Below are 21771 nucleotides of genomic sequence, written 5' to 3' on the forward strand. Positions count from 1 at the left end.
AAAACAATGTGTAAGTCCTAATAGATTTTATCTTGTTACAATATGCGCCTTGACAAAGCTGCCTCTAGTTGATACAAAACTTTAGATTTTTCCCGAGAACCTCTGCCAAATTTATCGTTATGGGTTGTGTGAAAATACTGCGTCCCATATTGTTATTAACAAGTCTCGCTACAAATTCTAGGAGGTACATAGGTATTAATACGAGTATCCAAATTCACAAAAATTATCGGCTATTTGAGGTTAGTTAATGTTTCATCAAAATAGAAAAACTATTTTTATTTTAGTTAAGCATTTGTAAAAAATTATAGTTCTTCAGGACATAATATGCTAAATCCATCCTATTGAACCTCAAGATGCTCACAGGACAACGTAAAAAATCGATTTATTACTTAAATTCTATTAATTTTAAGCTTTTTAAAGCTTTTAACTGTGTTTTTTATCGTGAAGAGATAGTTTTTATCAAAATTTTGGCATAACAGCTTGTGGAAAAATTATTAAGAGTAAGAGCGATTTTAAACTAATGTACTTTTGAGGAGGTATATTCATAAAAAAAAATCTACGTTAACTTGAGTAAAGTAGTTAGTTTATCTAATTATGTTCTACAACTTATGGCCAATAATATTAACATATTTGGTCTACCTATTATTAAATATTTTAATAGCTAATACTATTATCATAATTGGAAGATAATAAAAAATTATGCAAGTCCGAGAAACGGGAACGATACTTATAGTTGACGACCAGCCTACTAATTTATCAATGTTATCTCGTTCATTACAGCGAAATGGCATGACTGTAATGTTAGCAATTAATGGTCAAGATGCAATTCAAAAAGTACTCAACCAAAAACCAGAGTTAATTTTATTAGATATTCAAATGCCTGGAATTGATGGTTTTGAAACCTGTAATTTACTCAAACAAAATACTACTACTCAGGACATACCAATTATTTTCATGACAGCATCTATCGATTCTAAGGATAAAATAAAAGGCTTATCTGTTGGTGCTGTAGATTATATTACAAAACCATTTGAAGAAGAAGAGGTTTTAGCCCGCGTTCGCGTACATTTAAAATTAAGTAATTTAACAAAAACGTTGGAACATAAAAATTTTCTATTGGAAGAGTTGACTAAAGATTTAGAAGAAAGAGTTGCACAAAGGACAAATCAACTTTCCCAAGCATTAGAAGATTTACAAAATACTCAAATGCAACTAATACAAACAGAAAAAATGTCTGCTCTGGGTCAGTTGGTTGCGGGAGTAGCTCATGAGATTAATAACCCTCTTAGCTTTATTGCTGGTAATATAGAACACACGGAAGATTATATCCAAAACCTTATTGAGCATTTAAGACTTTATCAGCATGAATATCCTCAAACAGTATCTTTAATTGAAAGCCATGCTCAAAAAATAGAATTAAACTATTTATTAGAAGATTTACCCCAAATCATCGACTCTATGAAAACGGGAGCCGAGCGTATTTATAATATCAGTACTTCTTTAAGATCGTTTTCTCGTTCTGATACTACAAATAAAGTTTATTTTGATATTCACGAAGGAATAGATAGCACTTTACTAATCTTAAGACATCGTCTCAAAGCAAATGAGCGTCGTCCCAATATTGAAATCAAAAAAGATTATGGAGAGTTACCTCTGGTTAATTGTTTTCCCAGCCAGCTTAATCAAGTGTTTATGAATATCATTGCAAATGCGATCGATGCTTTTGATGAGATTAATAATGGACGTTCTTACAGTGAAATTCAAACTAATCCGAACTTAATAAACATCACTACTAGGTTTATTCAAGAACATCAAGTGGTTACTATATCAATCGAAGATAATGGACCTGGAATACCTGATGAGATTAAAAAAAATGTATTTAAACATTTATTTACTACCAAAACTGTGGGTAAAGGTACTGGCTTAGGTTTGTCAATCAGTCTCCAAATCGTAGAAGAAAAACATGAGGGAAAGTTAAAATGTATTTCTTTACCCGGCAAAGGTGCAAAATTTGTGATCGGGCTTCCATTAAAGTAACTTAATCTGAAACAGCCAAATTTTGAAACAGCCAAATATTTTGTGATACTTTACTTATGTTTGATAGAATTATTATCTTAATAAGAAAATAATAAACAAATTGTTATTTAGTACTTTTTAGTTTGATAAGCATATCAATAAAATATATAAATATTGGGTTAAGCTATTACTCAACCCAAATCGCAAATTATTTATTAGTTAATCTCTAATCTTCAACACTTAAAATTATTTTCTAGCAATTACCCAGACAGCATGGACGATTCCTAGAATATAAAAACCAAAAATAGTCAAAAGTAGATTAATCCAAAAGTCTACTCCGATTCCAACCTGTAGAAATACTCCTAAAGGTGGCAAGAATATAGCACAAAGTATGCGAACTAAATCCATAGCTCCCTCCTATTAAATTTATATGAGCAGGATTTTATCTATCATTTTTTTTAAGATAACATTTATGGCATCAAACGACAGGTATCACATCAAATAGCAGGTCATGTCTAAAGATATTAATTTAACCTCCACTGATTTTGGCTTTGTAACCCAATTGTTTTAAGATGTCTAAAATTTTCTGCTTGTGGTCACCTTGAATCTCAATTTCGTTTTCTTTTAAAGTTCCACCGCTACCGCATTGACTTTTTAGTTTTTTGAGTAATGCTTGTAGAGTTTCTGTTTTTGATTGGAAACCTGTAATCACAGTTACAGTTTTACCCTTACGTCCTGCTCGGGTTGATTGTACTCGTATATTTTGCTTCTCTGGGGGTAGATCTGGAGTCGCTTTTTCGGTTGCAATGGAGTTATCCTCGCCAAACTCCCGCCATCCGGAATGTTTTTTAGATTTACCTTTTGATGCAGCCATATTTTTAGATAAAATTCAGCAGTTGCAAGTTTAGAAGTTATGTAGCGCTATAGGCGAGGAGTCATTAGCGTATTCGTTACGCTCGCTGCTCGCTGTGCGAACAAAAGTTTGCTAGCTATAGCTTTTACCGCGTCTACGACGTTAGCATAGCGTGTCCGTAGGACAAACAGTGTTCTCCAAAGTTCTACCTGATTAGGTAATGTATAAGTTCATAAGCTGTAAGTTCATAAGCTGTAAATTAGGAAGAACTAGATCTCACTTCTAAATTCTTACACGGTATAGCAAAGTTTCACTGACTTCAAACGAGATAAGAGAAAATTAAGCCCAACAGTCTCACTTATTATTGTAGAAAACTTCAACCCACAAAATATATATCTTCAGAAGCACAGATCGAGAAAAAGCTTGAAAAATTGAGAAATTTATAAAAAGTTGGTTTCCATTTCTGTAATCGACAAGAAAATCTGTGAAGAATAAGGCTAGGCTAGCTTTACCATCATTAATTTTCACCTTTGTGAGACATAATTCTAGCCAACACATATATCTATGTCGGTTAGATATCTCTATCTACCAGATGTGCTTACCATATTTGTTTGTCAAAAAATTCAATTAGTAACCAGAAACTAAGTCGATTCAAATAACAAGTTACTTTTAATTTTCCTTCAAGGTTCGTTTAAGGTTCATAACTTATGACCAAAAATTTAGCAATTTACACTCGCAGTTTAACCAAACAGTTCGATAGACACACTGCTGTCAATAATCTCGATCTAGAGATTGCAGAAGGTGAGGTTTATGGATTAATTGGTCCTAATGGTGCGGGTAAAACTACGTTAATAAGAATGTTAGCTGCAGCGGAAGAACCAAGTAATGGAGAAATATTTATTAATGGCGATCGCCTGCTGCGGGATAAAAGCAATCCTACCCTGAAACGTAGACTTGGTTACTTACCCGATGATTACCCTCTCTATGATGAACTGACAGTTTGGGATTATCTAGATTATTTTGCTCGTTTATATCATTTACGAGAACCATATCGAACCCAACGTTTGCATGAAGTTATAGAACTAATCCAACTCGAGAATAAACGTAACAGTGTCATTTCCACTCTCTCTAGAGGGATGAAACAACGTCTGTGTTTGGCTAGAACTATTATTCACGAACCAATAGTTTTGCTCTTAGACGAGCCAGTTTCGGGACTTGACCCGATCGCTAGAATGCAGTTTAGGGAAATTATCAAAGCTTTGCAAGAAGCGGGAATGACTATCTTAATTTCCTCCCACGTTCTGACTGATTTAGCAGAACTTTGTACTTCTGTAGGAATTATGGAACTTGGATTTTTAGTGGAAAGTGCTTCACTTCAAGATATCTACGGACGCTTAGCGCATCAACAAATTGTTATATCTACCTTAGGGAATCTTGAAGAACTCAAAAAGGAACTAAGAAATAATTCTTTGGTAGAAGAGTTAGAAGTGCTATCTACAACTAACAGCATACGGGTTAACTTTTCGGGGAAAGAGGAAGACAGCGCCGAGTTACTACGTTCTTTGGTTGGAGCAGGTATTCCTTTGAGTAATTTTCAATGTACCCAAGAAGATTTAGAAAGCATTTTCTTGAATCTGGGTCACAAACAAGCATCTTAATCAATCAATACCAATTAGCGATTACCAATTAGCAATGATGTTATTAGATAAAATCGGTGACTGTAATCCTCAACTATTGAGGGAAATTAAAGGTCGTCTAAAAGTTTTTCCCGTTATTATTACTATCTGTCTTTCATTAATAGTTCAACTTGCAATTTCTTTTGGTCAGTTCAGTGACTATCCTGACAAACATTACTCCATCACTGGCAAATATTGTTCCTTAGCATCTGTTTATAAACCAAAACAACAGCAAATCTATCAAATTGATAATAATTACTATCAAGTAAGTAATCAGTTAGATCAGGCAAATAAACTCAATACTACTAAGCCAGAACAAATTCAAGAGTTACAACAAAAAAAAGCAAAATTAAAAGCTCAAAAAGAAGAATTAAGAGCAAGTATTCCTAAATTCTGTCCGCCAGAAGAAATTAATGCGCAACAGTGGTGGATAGATAATTGGAGAAATGTTTTCAATGCTTTATCTATAACTTTTATCTCTACACTTTTTTTAGGAGGAACATACTTAATAATTAATGACGTAGCCAAAGAAGAACGTCGAGGAACTTTAAATTTTATTCGCCTTAGTCCCGAGTCAGAAGCAAATATTTTTCTCGGTAAAATACTAGGTGTTCCTGTTTTGGTATACTTGCTGGTAGTAGCAGCGCTACCTTTACATTTATGGGCGAGTATTGCAGGAAATATTCCTTTAACTAATGTCTTAAGTTTCGACCTCATTCTTGCTGTTGGCTGCTTTTTCTTGTACAGCTTAGCCATGTTGTTTGGTTTATGGGGTCGTTTCTTCAGCTTTTTTCAACCTTGGTTGGGAAGTGCTGCAGTTTTAGGATTCCTGATGTTGACTTGGAATCTTGTTGCATACAGTTATCATAATGTGAATCATGCAGCAATTTGGTTTCAAATTTTAAGTCCGATTCATATCGCTGGTTACTTATTTCCAGGTTTTGCATTTACTAATGGTGCTTCTAAAATCGAACAGTTGCAGTTCTTTTCGATTCCAATTGGTAAAAGCTTCTTCACTTTGATCGGTTTGCACTTGTTAAATTACGGTTTTTGGATTTATTTTATCTGGACATCGTTAAAGCGCTTATTTCGTAATCCTAATGCTAGCCTTTTAAATAAATCTCAGAGTTATTTACTTATAATTTGTTTGCAATTTATTTTTTGGGGTTTTACGTTGCAAAATTTTGGTGATGTAAACCGTCAAGTAGCTAATAACTCTTTCCTTCTAGTGTTTATGAACGTCATCTTGTTATTCGGGCTGATTGCAATTTTATCTCCAGTCCGTCAAACCGTACAAGATTGGTCCAGATATAAACATCAACAAACTTCTCGCTATCAGGGATGGTGGTACAATTCCCAAATACGAGATTTAATCTTTGCAGAAAAAAGTCCGAGTTTCTTAGCAACAGCGATTCATCTATTAATTGCGACCGTTCCGTTAATGGTTTGGATTGTCATTTCACCATTGTTGCAGGTTTCTAATAGCGATCGCTGGGCTCCAATAAACTGGTTAATTAATGACGTTGGTAGATTCCAAGCCCTTTTATATGTAGCTTTGTTTATTGTTTTAATGATGGTTTGTGCTACTGTTGCTCAGATTATGTTGATGCTGAAAACTTCTAAGCGTCATCTTTGGTCTATTGGTAGTGTCGCAGCAATAGTATTTTTACCACCAATTGCATTGGGTATTGCACAGGTAAATCCTCAGTTAACGCCTTTTGTGTGGTTATTCTCTAGTTTCCCTTGGGTAACGATGGGTCATACTAGTACTCCTCTAGTATTGTTTGCATTGTTGTTTTATGTGGGAATCTTGGCATTTTTAAATTCATATTTGTCGAGTCAAGTTAAATTGGTAGGTCAGTCGGAAACTCAAGACATACCAGTAACTTAAAACCATCCTAAAATTGAATAATGAATATAAAAAGGGGATAAATATTATCCTCTTTTATTTTTTATTTTGTCGGTTTTTGCGACGAGATTCTTTCTGCATTTTTTTCTTTTTCTTAGCTTTGTTTTTAGATTTTTTCACCGACTTTGAAAAACCTTCTATCTCCATAATATTATTACGTTTATGAAATTTTTTGTGTACTTTCCAATCAAAGCAAGACCAAGATTCCATATCAGATATTGCATCTTCAACCAAAGAATGATGCGGGTCGTTACGAATCTTCTGTAAATTTTTTTCTGAACCTAATTGAAGATAATAATTAAAATCATCCCGGTCGAAAAAGAATGGATCGATCAGTTCTTCATCAAAAGTTCGCTCAATGTATTCTTTTAGTTCTGTAGGACAAAGTATCGAACTATTAATTACTAAATCGGTCCACATAAAATCAGGTTCTTTTTCTGTGACATTTGCAGAAGGTTTATTTGCAAAGAGAGTTGAGAAAATTTCCTTGAAATACTCTACTACTTGCTCTCTAGGAATAATTTCTTGAACCACTAAAATAATTAAGGATCTTATCGCAGCGCCTCTAACAAATTCATTAACTTCTTGATTTTCTATAAGTGTTTTGATGGGTTTAATATTTCCATGACTTACAGAAGCTAGTATTCGAGGTAAATCCTCAGTGACTACATCTCCAGTTGCATCTAATGATATATCTCCAGGGGCTGAGAAGAAATCTATTATGAGAGGATAAGCCTTTGATTCTCTAAATTGTGCGAGTAAGAATAAGGCATAAATATGTAAAATATATGCATCTTTATTAATTACATTCTCGAGGTCATCTTTGCATTCGGATAAGGTAGATAATAAAAAAGGAGTAATAGCTTCTTTCTCCTCAATAGCTCTTTCTAAGGCTCTACGAGGAAATACCCCAGTATTATTTTCTAATTTTGATATAATCTCTTCCACTTGCATATTCAAAACCCCTTTTGATGACAGTACTAAACTAGTCTGATTGCACAGAAATATTTATTGTACCTATTTGCTCATTTTTAAATTGAAAATATAAGAATGAGAATTTAAGAACCTGTAATTCTGAAATTTGTAATGGTGCGTTACGCAATACCTACGGTATGCTAGCAGCAATCTACTTTTGCACTTTATCTAATACACACTTATTCGTTTGAAAGAGAAGAAAGTTTACAAAGTGCTGTAACAACTTGATTGCATTCATGTTTGTTTAAAATCTCTGACCATTTCTGGAAGTAAAGACAAAGCTTACTCTCATCTACCCTCACATCGCGGATAAACTGAGATAGCTTATTGAAGCTTAAATTATTTTCTTTAGGATTTAATGCAAGTGCAACCAATTCTTCTGATGGGTCTTTGACCAAGTTTGCCCCATTTGCATTTAACCAATCGTGATTCCATGGTTGGGTATCTCCATTAGGATTGACAGATAGAGTGGGTTTACCGATGGATAAGGTTTCTTGCCAGGTATTTGCTCCCTCTGTAACAAAAAAAAGTGAGTATTGTTGAAACAGAGGTATATAGTTTGTTCTGCCGAAACTCTGCCAGACAATACGTTTTTTCTTAATTATTTCGTGAATTTCTTCTGGATTGCTCTCACCCTTCAATAAAGCAGCTAACTCAGGTAAATTAGAACTTATTCTATCTTCTCCTAGGAAAGCAATTACAACTGGTTTGTCGTAAGGGTTAGGATTCATTTCCATAACTTTCCTTAGAGCATCTAGTAGTTTGGAATATGTAACTTGGCATAGGTGGGAGCGATGTTCAGTATAATAAACAGAAATTAACTCAATTTCCTCTCTGGCAAGGGTAATAATATTTTGGATGAGTTTATTTTTATAGTTTTCTGCAGAAGCAGGGATTGTATTAAGTTGGGATAGAAGATCGCGATCTGGTTTGGATGGGTAAATCGGTAAGAGAAGTTTGTGATGTTCTTTTTTGCGATCGCCGTTCACCGCAGGTGCGGCTGAGCCGATGCCTAAGGGCGTATCGCTCTTGGGTGGTCCATCCATAAGATATGCGATCAAATCACCCTTGACTAAACAAGGCCAAGGTCTCAACTGTTTTGACCACCAAAGGAATGACTGCAAAATAATGATGCACGGTTGTGCTTCAGCAGTCATGTTTTGAATAATATCTGGGATTAATACTTCTTGAACATGTGTAAAGTTATCGCAGGCAGCGAACATCGTCAGAATTTTCTTATTCCCATCACTCTTTCCATTAGGATCTTGCTTTGGTAAAAGATGTAGACCCTTGTTGACATAAGTCCGCAAATTATTGGTGAAGAGAGCATGGGGACAGTAGGAAGAGCGTTTTTCAGTTCTTGCTTTAGGGATTTCTTCGCGTCGTAGATCTTGGAAAAGAGGAGAATGTTTATAAAATTTCAGGTAGCTCTGTTTGGGTAATTGAATACTTTCAACGATGGCATTTGCCTTAAAAGCATCCAGTTCGCAACCCGGAGCATCATCACGCCAAACCGAGAACCAAAAATGCTCAGCGGATTCATCTTTCATACATTCCTTAAATTGGCACAAAAGATTGGTATATTCTCGCTCCATAGGAATGGGGTGAAACCATATTGTCATTCCCTTCAAAGTTTGTTGCCAGGTGTAAAAGTGATTGTGATAATCCTCTAACCCCTGAGGATAATAACCGAGCATGGCATACCACAATTTAGTTTTCCACTGATTATAAAAAAGATGTACCGGTCGCTCACAACCCAAGCGAGCCAGATTATAGATAAGGTTATACATGACACGCTGACGACCGGTACCAAAAGTATGAGGGTTTATCAGGTAAACGCAGTCAAATTTCTCTAGTTCAGTTTTAGCCGTTATCTCATTAGGATGGAGCGAGAGTTTTCGGACTTCATTATGTTGTAATGTCATGCGGTTCTACACTCGCAAAATGATGTGTTTACGAGTATTATTACACAAGTATAATGACCTTAGAGTGTGGGTTTTAGTATATTAATCTACTTCTGTTTGAGGATTTATGAAAAAATTTAATCGACTGCTAGAGTGTAGTTTTTCATTAGACATATAAAGGAAATTTGAATTAAAATCTAATACAGTATAAAACTATATTTTGAATTTGAAATAGCGCTCCAATTTCTCCTAGAAATGGATAATATTTTCTCAGATTTCTCAATAATTTCTTATCGATATCTCATAAATCACTTATTGCCTTCTCAGCTTAGTCAAGCATGATATTAATCAAGGAAAACAAATTGAATTAAACACATTTTTGATATCGGAGCCTTGATTATGCCACGTTTATTATTTGCTACTATCGGAACACTTCTATTTGCAACTACTGCTATCCAACCCGCTTTAGCTAACGAAAATGTTGTCGCTTCCAAAGTAGGACAAAATCAAGTAGTTAAAAATGTTACGCCATTTAATTTAGTGATTTTTGCTTATCGAGGTCAACTCAAAGGTGTTTCAGGTTATCACTCATTATTAAATAGTATTGCATTTAAGGAAGTTACCGGAAAAGATTTGGTTCAACGTGGAATTGATAATGGCAGACTATCTCCAGAAACAATTAACAACTCTGATTACATTAGAGCGGTTGAATATAAGTTACAAGATTTATTGAGGAAAAGTTAATTCTGCTTTAATATCAATTCGAAATTCCTCATTCACTTCAATAATAGTTAATTTTACTACGCCTTCGTTTTGTAGTTGTTCGATTTCCACCTTACCACTGCTACTCTATTACTGGAGTACAGTGGTTAACTATAGGTGTAGGGTAGCTAGTATTAAGGTCAACATTAACCCCTCTACTAAAAAATTTGATTATTAGTCTCTATTTGCACAGTTTTCTATTATTTGCCAAGTTAATAATTTAATTTTTAGAATGAAATTTTTAGGTCAACAGCTAAGAAATTCACTTGTGATTTAATGTATAAATATTTATAGTGTAGTAATTGTATGTTTTTTTGATTATATGTATGATTTAACTCTGCAGTTTTAACTTTGTGATGAGGATACTAGGTTTAGGTTTTTAAATTTATAAACCGAACAATTTCTAAATTACGAGCATATTTTGAATATCTATAACTGCTAATATCTGTTTTTTCAGAAAGATGCGTCGCGTATTTTTATGATATGCATTTTTGCTGTATTAATAGTCAACTCTATCGCTTATCTGCTATTTGATATCTGTAATAGCTTATATTGGAACGAGCAATTTTTCCCAGTTCAGTTTCAAGTTTTAAGTCTTAGATTTTAGATTTTAATTTTTAGGTTTTAAATGATTACTAAAGAAAGATCGAACTCACAGGAACGTAACTTGTCGGGAATTAAGAGTCACAAACTCAAAACCCCAAAAATCTCCATTATTATTCCCACACTAAATGAAGCAAAAAATATTCAGTTAACACTAGCCACAATAAATACAGGGACAAATGTTGAAGTGATAGTTGTAGATGGTGGTTCTGAAGATGATACCGTTGCAATAACGAAGCAATATTGCAAGCAGAATGCAGGTGATAGGGATATCAAAGACATCAAAATTATTTCTGGATATCGCGGTCGTGCTTTACAAATGAATGCGGGTGCTGCAGCAGCAACAGGAGAAATTCTTTTGTTTCTTCATGCAGATACTCGTTTACCTGCAGAATTTGATGTGATGGTAAGAAAGATATTTTCAGCACCAATTTCCAAGTCAAAAATTGTAGCGGGTGCATTTACCCTGAAAATTGATGCAAAAGGTATCGGTTTGCGGTTAGTTGAATGGGGAGTTAAATTGCGATCGCGTTTATGGCAAATGCCCTATGGCGATCAAGCTATATTCTTAAAGAAGCAGACTTTTGAAGCAATAGGCGGTTTTCCTGAATTACCAATTATGGAAGACTTTGAATTGGTCAGACGATTGCAGTCCTTCGGTAAAATTACTACCATTAGCGTACCAGTAGTCACATCTGCTAGACGTTGGTTACAAAAAGGAGTTTTTCAAACTACCTTAATTAATCAGATTGTTATAGTTGCTTACTTTTTAGGCGTTTCTCCTCAACGTCTTCGTAGTTTATATCGTCAGGGAAAACTTATACGCTTTTAAGGTGATTCTCAGCTTAGCAACTTATCTTGAATTGTATAGAGAAGCAGTGAAGAAATTAGTTAGAAGAGTTACAAGTTACAGCTTGCAGGTTAGCAACTGTTAGTTACCAACAGTCAAATGTTAGCTATAACCCGCAAGGGTACAAATTAAGCCATAAACTGTTAACTAATAACTGTAGTCCATAAGGGCGTGGCGTCAGCCATAAACTGTTAACTGATAACTGTTAACTGATAAGTGCTATGAGTCAGCAAAAGCAACGTTTTTTTTATCCCAAATTAAAGCTAGTTTCCATCGTTTTACTGGTTTTTATACTGATAATTACCAATAAACACCTTAATTTACAACAAGCATTTGCAGAAGCGATTATCTGGGTAGAAAGTCTTGGTACGTTAGGTCCGATAGCATTTATTGCTATTTATAACTTAGCAACATTACTATTTGTACCTGGTTCCATTTTAACTCTTAAAGGAGGTTGTCTGTTTGGCTTGTTTTGGGGTTCCATCTACGTAATAATTGCTTCTACTCTGGGTGCAACTTTTGCTTTTCTAATTGGGCGTTACTTTTCACGCAATTGGGTTCGTAAAAAAATCACTAAAAATCCACAGTTTCAAGCTATAGATAAAGCTATTGCCAAAGAAGGATTCAAAATAGTTCTACTGACTCGCTTATCACCAGTATTTCCTTTTAATTTATTAAATTACGTGTTGGGAGTTACCCAAGTATCTCTGAAAGATTATATCTTGGGTTCAATCGGTATGATTCCGGGTACTATCTTGTATGTTTACATCGGATCTTTAGCAACCGATTTGACAAGGCTCGACAGTTCAAATCTCCCCAATACTCCAGAAACTCAAATCGCTAGATGGGTAATTCAAGGAATTGGTTTAATTGCTTTTGTAATTGTAACTGTTTACATCACCAAAATTGCCCGGAAAGCACTTAATGAAAGTGTTGTTACGACACAAATAACTGAAGAAAAATAGGTTTTTGTTCTAACAGTTAAACTAAAAATTTCATTTTTTAATCATGACAAATAAATTAATACTATATCCTCGCCGGGATGAAAACTCCAGCGACTTAAAAAAGACTAGAAACTCGAGATTTTTTCTCCAAAAAACATATTTACGGTTAACAATATTAGTTCTTGTAGGATTTGCGCTCCCCATTTTGATGCATTCAGATCCTGCTTTGGCTCAGGGTACTGCGGATGGAGCTGGTTTTAATCCCCAACAGTGGTTATTAAATGCTTTGGAGTGGATTAACGAGCAAGGTACAGTTGGCGGTATTGTCTTTATGTTGCTTTATATTGTTGCAACTGTTGCTTTTTTACCAGGTTCTATTCTTACTCTCGGTGCTGGAGTAGTATTTGGTGTATTTTTAGGTTCGCTTTATGTGTTCATCGGTGCAACACTTGGTGCAACTGCGGCTTTTTTAGTTGGGCGTTATTTAGCCAGAGGTTGGGTTGCAAACAAAATTGCAGGAAATCAAAAGTTTGCAGCAATTGACAGAGCAGTAGGTAGGGAAGGATTGAAAATAGTTTTGTTAACCCGACTCTCACCGGTATTTCCTTTCAATTTATTAAACTACGCTTACGGTTTAACGGGAGTTTCCCTCAAGGATTACTTTTTTGGAAGTGTTGGTATGCTTCCTGGAACAATAATGTATGTTTATCTTGGTTCTTTAGCAGGTAACCTTGCCACATTGGGAGCAGGTCAACAGACAAGTAACCCTGCAGTGGAATGGACTATCCGCATAGTTGGTTTAATCGCTACGGTTGCTGTAACTGTCTACGTGACTAAAATTGCGAGAAAAGCTCTCGATGAAGAAGTTTCCCAAGACCAGGTTGCAGACGAAACAATTTAATACTTGTTATCTCCTATTCCCCAATCCCCAATCCCCAATCCCCAGTCCCCAGTCCCCAATCCCCAATCCCCAATCCCCAATCCCCAGTCCCCAATCCCCAGTCCCCAATCCCCAATCCCCAGTCCCCAATCCCCAATCCCCATAAAAATCATGTCAAATTCAGCATTTCAAAGAGTCACACTTCCGCCAATGGACGAGCATAACCAAAAATTGCTCTCCCATGTCCATCCCCCAGATTGGGTTAATCCCAAACCTGCTGACTGCTACGATTTAGTTGTAATTGGTGCGGGTACCGCAGGTTTAGTAGTCGCTGCAGGTGCTGCAGGTCTCGGCTTAGGTTTAAAAGTTGCATTAATTGAAAAGCATCTCATGGGTGGAGATTGCTTAAATGTTGGTTGCGTACCATCCAAATGTGTTATTCGTTCTTCTCGTGTAGTTGCTGATATTCGCGAAGCTAAACCCTTCGGTATTAATCCCCCAGAACATATTGATGTGGATTTTCCCGCAGTAATGGCGAGAATGCGGAAACTTAGAGCTGGTATCAGTCATGTCGATTCTGCTCCCCGTTTTCAAAAACTCGGTGTGGATGTCTTTTTAGGAGAAGGTCGTTTTACTGATAAAAATAAAATTCAAGTTGGCGACCGCGTTTTGAAGTATAAAAAAGCCGTAATTGCTACAGGTGCGAGAGCTGCACGTCTTTCTACCCCAGGAATTGAAGAAGCGGGTTATTTAACTAATGAAACAGTATTTTCCCTAACAACTCAACCCCAACGTTTAGCAGTAATTGGTGGTGGTCCCATTGGTTCTGAATTAGCCCAAGCTTTTCAACGACTTGGTACTCAGGTGGTTCTGTTCCATCGCGGTGCTCACATCTTAAATAAAGAAGATGATGATGCTGCTGAAATAGTCCAAAATGTTTTGCAACGTGAAGGAATCCGTTTGGTACTAGGCTCTCAGTTACGGCGAGTAGAAAAGACTCCAGAAGGTAAAAAGATTCACTTTTTGACCTGTACGGGTAAAGAAGAGTCTGTAATTGTAGACGAAATTTTAGCTGGTGCAGGACGCGTCCCCAACGTTGATGGCTTAAATTTAGAAGCAGTTGGAGTAGAGTACGATCGCCGTAAAGGGGTAATAGTTAATGATTATCTGCAAACTACCAACCCTGATATTTATGCTGCAGGCGATATCTGTATGAACTGGAAGTTTACTCATGCAGCAGATGCAGCAGCAAGAATCGTAATCAAAAATACTTTATTTTCACCTTTTGGCATGGGGCGTTATAAACTTAGTAATTTAGTAATGCCTTGGGTAACATTTACCGATCCCGAAATTGCTCATGTGGGAATGTACGAGCAGGAAGCTCAAGAAAAAGGTTTTGACATTAACACCATTAAAATTGACTTTAGCCATGTGGACCGAGCGATCGCAGATGGTGAAACAGAAGGTTTTCTAAAAATTCTTCATAAGAAGGGCTCGGATGAAATTCTGGGTGCTACGATTGTTGCTCGCCATGCAGGGGAAATGATTTCTGAAGTTACCACCGCCATTGTCAACAAAATTGGCTTGAGTAAATTAAGCAGTGTAATTCACCCCTATCCTACCCAAGCAGAATGTATTAAAAAAGCTGCTGATGCTTACCGTCGTACCCTTCTTACACCCACAAGTAAAAAATTACTCGGTTTATTAACCAAGTTTTCTTAAAACTCAATTAATATAGCTCGTTTTTCAAAATCTGATAAAAATCATATCATCCCGATCCCAACCACTACCTTGACAAAGTTCATCAATCCATTTTGCTAACCTATTGACTCGAGCCGGTTGCTCATCACTTTCGTTGTTATTATCACGTTGAAAATTTTCCTGATTTTTCAATTCTTCTTGACTGCGGATTGTTTTACTAACTTTTGTTTCAGTTCTTAATTGCTGATTTAAACCGATTTTCTGTTGTGGTATTTCTCTGCGATTATCCTCAACCTCTGATGTGACAGAATTGGATGCGACCGAAATAGTTTGGGGTTTATCTGTTGGTAGTTTTTTGATATTTTGCGGGATATTTTGTGGGAGATTTTGTTGAAAATTAGTTTGAAGTTTCGTTTGAGGATGGGGTAGGGGTTTTTGTGGGAAGGATTGACGATTTGCATCCTGTATACTACTTGCATCCTTCCCAAATTTATCTGTGGGTTTTGTAACTGTTACATCAATTGTTGGTTCGGCTCTTTTAGTTTGTGAGACTTTGGTTTGTGAGATTTTGGTTTGTGAGATTTTGGTTTGTGAAATTTGCTCCCGAGGCTGTGCTAAAGAATGAGCTTGTTCTTTTTGATTATTATTTTGTTGCTTGAAAGAATCAACAACTACTGGAACTGCTGGTAAAGCCTTAGACTTTTGTAGGGGTTGTTGTGAAACAGAAGGTTTTGAAGCAGAAGATTGGGAAACAGAAGGCTTAGAAACAGAAGATTGAGAAATTGAAGGCTTAGAAACAGAAGATTGAGCAACAGAAGATTGAGGAATTGCTTGACTTTCAACAGTTTTTGCGGCTGTTGTATTTGAAATATTATCGATTTTAACTAAATGTAATTGTTCTTCCGGGTTAAAGTTAAGACCTAAAGCAGCAATAATGTCATCAGGATTATTATTCAGATCTAATACAAAAGGCAAAATATGATGTAGTTTAGGTTCCAAAGCCGTGACCGTCGCCAAAATAAAACCAGAATAGGGACGACGACGACCATTGAAGGTACCCCAAACTTGCATCCGTACTAACCAACGCCGATTTATTTTATAGTAAGTCAGCCACTTCATTTTTAGGGATTGACGCAGCTGCTGGATATTAATTGGATGCCATGATTCAGACGACACGCTTCCAAACCTCTTGACGGTTATCAGTTGTCAGTTATCAGTTATCAGTTATCAGTTATCAGTTATCAGTTAATGCGCTACCGCGCACGCAATACCTACGGTACGCTAGAGCCTGCGGCGTCGGCAAAGAAAGCCTCTGACTAACGTCACGCAGGGCGCGCTTACACGAGCCGCTAACCGCTAGGCGCTAACAGTTGTCAGTTGTCAGTTGTCAGTTTATGGCTAACGCCATGCCCTTACGGGCTACAGTTATCAGTTACCAATTACCTCCAATTCACTGTTAACTGTATGGCTAACGCCACGCTGAGACCGCCCTGCGCGAACGCTAACACTGTTCCCTGTTATGAAAACGACGATAAAGCATCTGCTCGACTTTTTCACCACCAAGTAGATGTTTTTCTATCACTAATGGAACTTGACTGGGATGGACAGCACAATACCAGGTAACATCTGGTAACACTAGTACCATAGGACCATTACCACATTGTCCCAAACAACCACTCCCCATTACTGTTATTCCAGGAACAGTACTAACCTCAAAAGCTGCTAATACTGACTTTGCACCTTGTTTGCGACAAGTACGATTCACACATATCCGTACGCATTGAGGATAAGATGAATAATTTTGTCTTGATGAGTCGGACGGTTGGGATATACTACTCATAACGCCGTTCCCATAGAAGTCATTTTATCGAAGCAATCAGAAATTAACTATTAAAAAAATCGTGGTGTCTTAAGTGATAGTCTTTAATTTTTATGAGATGAATTTATATTAAGAATTTATTTTGAAATGCACCAAAGCTTGAAGCATGGCATTATTTTATGCTTAAGCTAATAGGTGCTTTAAAGAGAAAAATCTTTTAATCTTAAATATCAGGCGTCAACTGATAAACCTTTTGAGGCTAGCCATTCACGATTAAATATGCGTGACTGATATCGAGCACCACTATCACACAAAATAGTAACTATTGTATGTCCCGGTCCCATCTGTTTTGCTAATGCTACAGCCGCACCAACATTAATACCTGTAGAACCTCCCATTAGTAAACCATCTTTTTGAAGTAACTGATATACAACCCGTAATGCTTCTGAGTCATCGATCTGAATTGCATCATCGGTGGGTACACCCTCCATATTTGCAGTGATTCGGCTATTACCAATCCCTTCCGTAATGGAATTTCCTTCTATCTTGATTTCACCTGTTTTAACGTAACTATAGAGACCACTACCCATTGGGTCTGCAACTACGCACTTGATGTTAGGGTTTTTCTCTTTAAGATACATCGCCGTACCAGCAAAAGTACCGCCTGTACCAGTTGAAGCTACCCAACCATCAACTTTTCCATCGGTTTGCTTCCAAATTTCTGGACCTGTAGTCTCATAATGGGCGCGACGATTAGCTAAATTGTCAAATTGATTTGCCCAAATGGCGTTTTCCATTTCCGATGCAATGCGACCAGAAAGCTTAACATAATTATTTGGATCTCTGTAAGGTACTGCAGGAACTGGTCTAACTTCAGCACCTAATGCCCTCAAAGCATCCATTTTCTCCTGTGATTGAGTTTCAGGAATAATAATTAAACATTTATAACCTTTAGCATTGCAAATATGTGCTAAGCCAATACCCGTATTTCCCGCTGTTCCCTCTACAACAGTACCACCTGGTTTAAGTAAACCTTTTTCTTCTGCATCTTGAATAATATAAAGCGCAGCGCGGTCTTTGACCGAACCTCCAGGATTGAGAAATTCTGCTTTCCCTAAAATTTCACAACCGGTTTCTTCACTGAAGCTTTTTAAGCGAATTAGTGGTGTGTTACCAACGGTACCCACAAAACCATCTTTAATATCCATAAATAATATCCATTTGAAGATTTACTATAAAAATTGTGGCCTATTGTGGCGGTCAATAGGCGGTCAATAATTTAAATGATAAGTAACGGGAATAGGTAATAGGTAATAGGTAATGTTCTAGAGCAAATCCACATTGTATTTATGGGGCACTATCTATACTTCTAAGCCTGCTTGAGGCTTAAAAATAACTATCCCTAGGATTTTTAATACAATCAATACCTACGGTATACCCTTAGCCTGCGGCGTCGGCAGTTAACCTTTGAGTAACGTCACCCTACCTTAGTTGTCCCACCTCTAGAATGGAGCCACTAACGCTAACCGCCTGCTGCTAACACCCATTACCAGTTACCAATTACCAATTACCAGCTAACTGTATCGAAAGTAATCAAGTCGTTATTCAGACAAACATGTTATTACTTGTTGGGTTGAGGAGTCATCCTTAAATAAGGTTTGACAACTTCATATCCTTTGGGGAATTTTTCTTTGAGAACATCTGGATCTTGGAGTGTGGGGACAATTACACAATCATCACCATCTTTCCAGTCAGCAGGAGTTGCAACACTGTAATCATCTGTTAACTGCAAAGAATCAATTACCCGCAAAATTTCATCAAAGTTACGTCCAGTGCTAGGAGGATAGGTTAGAGTTAGTCGTAGCTTTTTGTTGGGGTCAATAACAAACACCGTCCTTACGGTCACCTTAGCATTTGCATTGGGGTGAATCATATCGTAAAGGTCAGAAACCTTATGGTCAGGATCTGCCAAAATGGGGTAGTTAAGTTTAGCACTTTGGGTTTCTTCAATATCAACCGCCCAACCATTATGGGAGTCAACATCATCAACGCTCAAAGCCACAGCCTTAACATTACGCTTATCAAATTCTGGCTTAAGTTTCGCAACGGTTCCTAACTCGGTAGTGCAAACAGGTGTATAGTCTGCTGGGTGTGAGAATAACACAACCCAACTGTCACCTGCCCAATCATAAAAATTGATTTCTCCATGGGTAGAAGCTTGGGTAAAATTCGGTACTGTGTCACCTAGTCGGAGAGCCATTTGAGATTCCCTGTGATTTCAAAGAAATATGTTTTCTAGTTTGCAATCATGACACAAAAATATGCCTACCCGGTAGGGATTTAGTTGTTTGCAACAAAATGTTAGCTTACTCTGCAATTATTACTTCTTTGTCTCATTGTTAAGCTGGAATTAGCAGTAGTTTTCACTGATTTTAGGCATATATCAAAAACTTAAATACTAAAACCATAGATTTTAAATATTGGTCCTAATCCCAAACCATAGACCTGGAAACAAATGAAGGATAAGAAATTGCACCTCAGTAATATTATTTATTGCGTGTCAATTTTGCTGGTATTGCTAATTACGCACTTTATTGGATTGTCAAATTATTATTCTCTTCACGAATTATTGTTGATTTAGTTACATATAGCACTGGCGAGTAAATAAAGCATCAGTTAGTATCTTGATTATTTGTAATTATAGATATTTTTTATAAGTGTTTACTAGGTTTTATTTTTGACGTTTTTATAGGGATAATCTATCTGCCTTTATATGCTTGCTACTATGAATAAAAAAAAACATCTATCCATTAATTTTTTTACGACAGTCTTAAGTATCTTCCTCCTTACAGCTTGCACAACAGAAGAAAGCAACAACTATGCGACAGATAACTTTCCTGGGTTAAAGATTAAACTGCTAGTTGGGAGTGCTTTAGATGAATTTTGTCAGGAAGCTACGCAAAAATTTAATGATACGCGACCCGAATTAAGTAATGGGACAAAGTTTAAAGTTTACTGTGAAGCAAAAGGTAGCGGTGATGTTGTTGCTAAAGTGGTGAGTCTTGCAAATAAGCTTAAAAATGGTGATCTTCAAGCGGATGGAGAAGAATTCCCAACAATTTTTTCTGTTGATGGTGAAATTTATCAAAGTCAATTAATTTATCAAGTTAATAAATTATTTCCTGGTCAAAAGTATATTCCTGAAGTAGCTGACTCACCAATGTTGGCAAATAGCCCTATGGTATTTATGGCACGCTCTGATATCGCCAAGGGTTTACAGAAAGTAAATAATCAGTTTCAATCTCTGGCTAAAGCAAAAACTCACCAGGATATTTATTCTTCAAGTCCATCAAGCAAAGTATATTACGTCCACACAGCGCCTACCCGTTCCAATTCTGGTTTGCAAGCTTTGGTTGCACAATTTGCAGCTGTTTCTGGTAAATCACCAGAAAAAATCACAGTCGCAGATGTACAAAAATATCAACCGCAAGTCAAGAAAATTCAAAGTAAAATTACTCGATACGGTTCTTCTACTAGCTCCTTAGCAAAAGCAATGGTTGAAAATGGTCCCTCTTGGGCTTCTGTCGGTTCCGTGTATGAATCTTCAGTTATTTCTGCTAATTCGAATTTAGAACCAGGGAAAAATCGTTATCAAGCAGTCTATCCCAAGTCAACTTTTACTTCTAATATGCGGGCGATTATACCCAATGCTCCTTGGGTAAGTGCAGATGAAAAAGCAGCTGCAGAACAAGTGATTGAATACTTCCGTTCTCCCGAAGTTCAAGAAATCGCAACTAGTTTAGGTTTGCGTCCAGGTATACCTGGAGTTAGTCTGGGTACAAAATTCTCTCCAGAATTTGGCGTTCAAGCAACAGCAAAATATCATTCTTTCAGCCCACCAAAACCTTCTGTTGTGGAAGCTATGCTAAATTCTTGGCAAAAAACAGCGAAAAAACCTTCTTTGGTTGCTGTGGTTATTGACTCCTCTGCTTCAATGTTGGGAAATAAGTTATCTGCAGTTCAAAATACTCTTCAAACTTACATAAGTAATATGGGACCAAGAGAAAAAATTGCTCTAATTGATTTTGATTCTGCAGTTAGGCGTCCTGTTATTGTGGACGCAAGTCAGAAAGGACAGGAAAAAGCTTTACAGTTTATTGGTAGTTTAAAAGCCGATGGTGGAACCGCACTATATGATGCTGCAATTTATGCACGTAATTGGCTGCAACAAAATCTCCACTCGGATACAATTAATGCTGTTCTCGTATTAACTGATGGGGAAGACTCTGAGTCAAAGATTTCTCTCCAGGATTTGGAGAAAGAACTGAAAAGTAGTGGATTCAATAGTGAGAAAAGGATTACCTTTTTAACTGTTGGTTATGGAGAAGATGGAGAATTCAATTCTGATGTGCTGCAACGAATAGCTCAATTGAATGGTGGTTACTATTCCCAGGGCGATCCTGAGACAATTTCAAGTTTAATGAGAGATTTACAATTGGAATTTTAAATTTGTTTCCCAGTTAATATCAGGTTGTATTGGCCGGATTTACAGGTATGTAGTTGGTCATTAATTGTATTTTAGCCAGCAATGATCTAAATTTTTATTTTGCCTTTTATGTAGTATTTGAATTATGAAACTTGTAGATTATTCAAGTTATCTGCGGACTATACTAATTGGAGGATTTTTTGAAAATAGGCGTGCTTTTTGCCAATTTACCTAGTATTATGATATTGCTCCTGAAAGCCTAAGTGGCCTTAACAGGTGCAAGTGACTTAAAATTTTATGAACCAGAGAATTTTGGACGAGATAATCCCCAACAAAAAGGGAGTAATTTTTAGTGGGTGCTAATGCGAAAGCTTTAGCAAATAAACCGATGAA

At 36.6% G+C, this 21771-nt stretch carries 18 protein-coding genes; 9 read left to right on the plus strand and 9 right to left on the minus strand.

Annotated features, from left to right (window positions below):
• Positions 1-699 precede the first annotated feature (699 nt).
• On the plus strand, positions 700-2037 hold the full coding sequence (locus BC008_RS37140; RefSeq protein ID WP_027842655.1) for a hybrid sensor histidine kinase/response regulator: 1338 nt from the start codon (positions 700-702) through the stop codon (positions 2035-2037).
• A 225-nt stretch (positions 2038-2262) separates the two neighbouring features.
• Here the strand turns inward: BC008_RS37140 and BC008_RS47080 are convergent, their stop codons facing one another.
• Together BC008_RS47080 and BC008_RS37145 are read right to left on the minus strand one after the other, a co-directional pair.
• Entirely contained in the window at positions 2263-2424 is a 162-nt protein-coding gene (locus BC008_RS47080; protein WP_072207805.1) for a YqaE/Pmp3 family membrane protein, read from the minus strand.
• 121 nt (positions 2425-2545) lie between these two features.
• On the minus strand, positions 2546-2890 hold the full coding sequence (locus tag BC008_RS37145; protein ID WP_027842656.1) for a translation initiation factor: 345 nt from the start codon (positions 2888-2890) through the stop codon (positions 2546-2548).
• Between the two features lie 686 nt (positions 2891-3576).
• On the opposite strand from BC008_RS37145, the gene BC008_RS37150 reads away from it, so the two are divergent.
• Both BC008_RS37150 and BC008_RS37155 read left to right on the plus strand, forming a co-directional pair.
• Positions 3577-4527, plus strand: a complete 951-nt coding sequence (locus BC008_RS37150; RefSeq protein ID WP_027842657.1) for an ABC transporter ATP-binding protein — start codon at positions 3577-3579, stop codon at positions 4525-4527.
• A gap of 34 nt (positions 4528-4561) precedes the next feature.
• A complete protein-coding gene (locus tag BC008_RS37155) occupies positions 4562-6436 on the plus strand; it encodes a hypothetical protein (RefSeq protein WP_027842658.1) in 1875 nt (624 codons plus the stop codon).
• 54 nt (positions 6437-6490) lie between these two features.
• Here BC008_RS37155 and BC008_RS37160 read toward each other — a convergent pair whose 3' ends face one another.
• Both BC008_RS37160 and BC008_RS37165 read right to left on the minus strand, forming a co-directional pair.
• Positions 6491-7408, minus strand: a complete 918-nt coding sequence (locus tag BC008_RS37160) for a DUF1186 domain-containing protein (RefSeq protein ID WP_027842659.1) — start codon at positions 7406-7408, stop codon at positions 6491-6493.
• A gap of 200 nt (positions 7409-7608) precedes the next feature.
• A complete protein-coding gene (locus BC008_RS37165) occupies positions 7609-9354 on the minus strand; it encodes a hypothetical protein (protein WP_027842660.1) in 1746 nt (581 codons plus the stop codon).
• 378 nt (positions 9355-9732) lie between these two features.
• Here BC008_RS37165 and BC008_RS37170 point away from each other — a divergent pair, with 378 nt between their 5' ends.
• The 4 genes from BC008_RS37170 (at position 9733) to BC008_RS37185 (ending at position 13393) form a co-directional block, all read left to right on the plus strand.
• A complete protein-coding gene (locus BC008_RS37170; protein ID WP_027842661.1) occupies positions 9733-10077 on the plus strand; it encodes a hypothetical protein in 345 nt (114 codons plus the stop codon).
• Positions 10078-10723: 646 nt separating this feature from the next.
• Entirely contained in the window at positions 10724-11530 is an 807-nt protein-coding gene (locus tag BC008_RS37175; RefSeq protein ID WP_082650720.1) for a TIGR04283 family arsenosugar biosynthesis glycosyltransferase, read from the plus strand.
• A gap of 239 nt (positions 11531-11769) precedes the next feature.
• Positions 11770-12513 (plus strand): TVP38/TMEM64 family protein, encoded by a 744-nt coding sequence (locus BC008_RS37180; RefSeq protein ID WP_027842663.1) that lies wholly within the window; start codon positions 11770-11772, stop codon positions 12511-12513.
• Positions 12514-12700: 187 nt separating this feature from the next.
• A complete protein-coding gene (locus tag BC008_RS37185) occupies positions 12701-13393 on the plus strand; it encodes a TVP38/TMEM64 family protein (protein WP_235596003.1) in 693 nt (230 codons plus the stop codon).
• On the opposite strand, the gene BC008_RS50885 is transcribed toward BC008_RS37185, so the two are convergent.
• On the minus strand, positions 13390-13536 hold the full coding sequence (locus tag BC008_RS50885) for a hypothetical protein (RefSeq protein ID WP_201026215.1): 147 nt from the start codon (positions 13534-13536) through the stop codon (positions 13390-13392). The genes BC008_RS37185 and BC008_RS50885 overlap by 4 nt on opposite strands.
• A gap of 7 nt (positions 13537-13543) precedes the next feature.
• Between BC008_RS50885 and BC008_RS37190 the strand changes: the two genes are divergently transcribed.
• Positions 13544-15094 (plus strand): mercuric reductase, encoded by a 1551-nt coding sequence (locus BC008_RS37190; RefSeq protein WP_027846835.1) that lies wholly within the window; start codon positions 13544-13546, stop codon positions 15092-15094.
• Between the two features lie 24 nt (positions 15095-15118).
• On the opposite strand, the gene BC008_RS50010 is transcribed toward BC008_RS37190, so the two are convergent.
• From BC008_RS50010 to BC008_RS37210, 4 genes are all read right to left on the minus strand, one after another.
• Complete coding sequence (locus BC008_RS50010) at positions 15119-16249, minus strand: DUF5331 domain-containing protein (RefSeq protein WP_235595999.1); 1131 nt, start codon at positions 16247-16249, stop codon at positions 15119-15121.
• Between the two features lie 325 nt (positions 16250-16574).
• Positions 16575-16913, minus strand: coding sequence for a (2Fe-2S) ferredoxin domain-containing protein (locus tag BC008_RS37200; protein WP_058184450.1), 339 nt, complete (start codon positions 16911-16913; stop codon positions 16575-16577).
• Positions 16914-17122: 209 nt separating this feature from the next.
• A complete protein-coding gene (locus BC008_RS37205; RefSeq protein WP_027843871.1) occupies positions 17123-18100 on the minus strand; it encodes a cysteine synthase A in 978 nt (325 codons plus the stop codon).
• A 413-nt stretch (positions 18101-18513) separates the two neighbouring features.
• Positions 18514-19152 carry a peroxiredoxin gene (locus BC008_RS37210; RefSeq protein WP_027843872.1) on the minus strand — a complete coding sequence of 213 codons (639 nt, stop codon included), beginning with the start codon at positions 19150-19152 and terminating at the stop codon, positions 18514-18516.
• Between the two features lie 525 nt (positions 19153-19677).
• On the opposite strand from BC008_RS37210, the gene BC008_RS37215 reads away from it, so the two are divergent.
• The gene (locus tag BC008_RS37215) at positions 19678-21399 is read left to right on the plus strand and encodes a VWA domain-containing protein (protein WP_027843873.1); all 1722 of its coding nucleotides are present in this window, start codon (positions 19678-19680) and stop codon (positions 21397-21399) included.
• Positions 21400-21771 lie beyond the last annotated feature (372 nt).

Source organism: Mastigocoleus testarum BC008, assembly GCF_001456025.1.
Lineage (GTDB): Bacteria > Cyanobacteriota > Cyanobacteriia > Cyanobacteriales > Nostocaceae > Mastigocoleus > Mastigocoleus testarum.